Below are 2,419 nucleotides of genomic sequence, written 5' to 3' on the forward strand. Positions count from 1 at the left end.
GTGACGGGGAGGTCGGCGACGGTCACGGGTATTTCGTACCGCACGGTCCGATCGGAGCGCCAACCGGAGGTACGCGCGGTCCGACTGGCAAGATCAACGTGACCGAAACCGGTCATCATGGCACACCCGCCGGATTGCTCCGGAAGGGACCCCGGATTAGTACGTGCAATCCGGGCACCGATCGGGGACGATTGGCGCACGGACGCCGGTGATCCCGAGTCGGCGTCGGCCGCGGTCGGGCGCCGACCGGGCCGCGGTCGACGGTGCGCACGGACAGGGGAGCAGCGGCAAGACCACGGGAGGGTGAGCGCGATGCCTGACATACGACCCACAACGGGCTCCGCTGCGTTGGTCCTCAACGCGACCTACGAGCCGCTGTGTGTCGTGTCGGTGCGTCGAGCCGCGATCCTGGTCCTCTCCGCCAAGGCGGTCTGCGTCGCCGACGGTGACGGGGTGCTGCACAGCGCCCGGGAGGCCCTGCCCGTCCCGTCGGTCGTCCGGCTGACCCGGTTCGTCCGGGTGCCCTACCGCACCCACGTGGGCCTCTCCCGGCGGGCGATCTTCGCCCGGGACGGCGGCCGGTGCGCGTACTGCCGGGGCCCGGCCGAGACCATCGACCACGTCTTCCCGCGCAGCCGGGGTGGCCGGCACGCCTGGGAGAACGTGGTGGCCGCGTGCGCCCGGTGCAACCACACCAAGGGCGACAAGACCCCGGCGGAGCTGGGCTGGCGGCTGCACGCCCCGCCGGTGGCGCCCCGGGGGACCGCGTGGCGGGTGCTGGGGCACCGCACGCCGGACCCGAGGTGGGCCGACTGGCTCGACCTGCGCGAGGTGCTGGAGCTGCGCGACGGGCCGGACCCCCGGGAGTTGCGGGACAGCCGGGAGTTGCGGGACAGCCGGGAGTTGCGGGAGGCCGAGGCGGCCTGACCGGGCCGGCGCCGGCCGACGGGCCAGCCGCCGGGGTCACGGGTGCCGGGCGCGGACCAGCGACGCGAAGACCACCACGTTGTCGGCGTACCCGGTCTGCCCGCCGACCCAGCGTCCGCCGCAGGTGATCAGGCGGAGGTTCGGACGGCTGAAGTCCCCGAACACCTCCTGGACCGGCAACTCGCCCTTGTCGTACTGACCCACCCGGTCGACCTCGAACACCGCCACCGACCGGTCCGTCCGGGTCACCTCGATCCGGTCCCCGGCGCGCAGGTTCCGCAGGTCGTGGAAGACCGCGGGGCCGGAGCTGTCGTCGACGTGACCCACGATCACCGACGGGCCGTACTGACCCGGCGTCGGGCTCTGGTCGTACCAGCCGGCCTCGTGCACCCGCCCGGCGTCCGGTACCCCGATGCTGCCGTCCGCCGCGATCCCCACCTCGTGCACCGGGGCGTCCAGGCGGAGCTTGCGGATGCTGATCGAGACCGGCGGGCTCGGGTCCAGGACCGGGAACTTCTTCGGCGGCAGCCGGAACCCGGCGGTCAGCGCGCTGGGCAGCACCGGGATGCCGGTGACCCGTTCGAAGCCGAACATGCCCAGGATCGCGACCATCAGCGTCAGGATCAGGACGACCGGCAGCCCGGGTCCGGAGCCACCGGCCACCAGCCGTCGGGTGGACCGGCCCCAGCCGCCGCCCCCCGTCGGGCGGACCCCCGGCTCGGCGCTGGTCACCCCGGCGGTGCCGATCTGCCCGGCCAGCCGGGCGAGGCCCGCCCCGGCCCGGCGTACCGCCCGGAGGACGGCACCTGCGGACCGGGCGTCACCCCGGTGCGTGGAGCGGGTCATGGTGCCGGCGGGTCAGGCGCCGGTCCCGGCCCGGCGTCGACGGAAGCCCAGTACCCCGAACCCGGCGGCGACCGCGGCGGCGGTGAGGCCGCCGACGAGGACCAGCGAACCGCTGCCCCGGCCGGCCGTACCGCCACCACCGGTGGCCGGGCCCTTGCTGGGCTGGGTCATGTTGAGCACGGTCAGCGTGGTACTGGCCGTGTTCCCGTTGTCACAGCGCAGCTCCACCGGGTAGTCGCCGGCCGGTTTGTTGCCCGGGATGGTCACCGAGGCGGTGAGGAACCCGTTGTCCGGCCGCAGCACCACCCGGTCGAACGCCTCCGAACGGACGTCGGCCTGCTCGTTGTTCCGGTCGTCGCAACTGGCCCGCACGTTCACCCGGGTACCGGCCTGGGCCGTGCTCGGGGTGACCTCGACGAAGGTGTTCTGCCCGGCCCGTGCCCCGGTGGCCCCGGTCAGCACGGTGGCGACGACTGCGGTGATCACGGCCAGGACGGCCAGTACCGTCCGGATGCTGCGGTCGGCTGCTGCCGGCGTCCGCATGCCCCCTCCCTCCCGGCACCGTCGCAGACGCCTCCGGTGCCGCTGTCCGGCCCTGCTTTCCCGCTGACCGGGGACCAAACGGGGGGAGCGGGGGAGGTGGTGC

At 74.2% G+C, this 2,419-nt stretch carries 2 protein-coding genes and 1 pseudogene; 1 reads left to right on the forward strand and 2 read right to left on the reverse strand.

Translation table 11 applies throughout. The features are described from left to right. Positions 1–312: 312 nt before the first annotated feature. A pseudogene (locus GSF22_RS32870) lies at positions 313–831 on the forward strand (HNH endonuclease); the annotation flags it as partial. A gap of 132 nt (positions 832–963) precedes the next feature. On the opposite strand, the gene GSF22_RS32875 reads toward GSF22_RS32870, so the two are convergent. Further along, positions 964–1,773, reverse strand: coding sequence for a class F sortase (locus GSF22_RS32875; RefSeq protein WP_208817805.1), 810 nt, complete (start codon positions 1,771–1,773; stop codon positions 964–966). Positions 1,774–1,785: 12 nt separating this feature from the next. After that, positions 1,786–2,316, reverse strand: coding sequence for a hypothetical protein (locus tag GSF22_RS32880; protein ID WP_208817806.1), 531 nt, complete (start codon positions 2,314–2,316; stop codon positions 1,786–1,788). Between the last annotated feature and the right edge of the window lie 103 nt (positions 2,317–2,419).

Origin of the sequence: Micromonospora echinofusca (genome assembly GCF_017614955.1) — a bacterium.
Classification (GTDB): domain Bacteria; phylum Actinomycetota; class Actinomycetes; order Mycobacteriales; family Micromonosporaceae; genus Micromonospora; species Micromonospora echinofusca_A.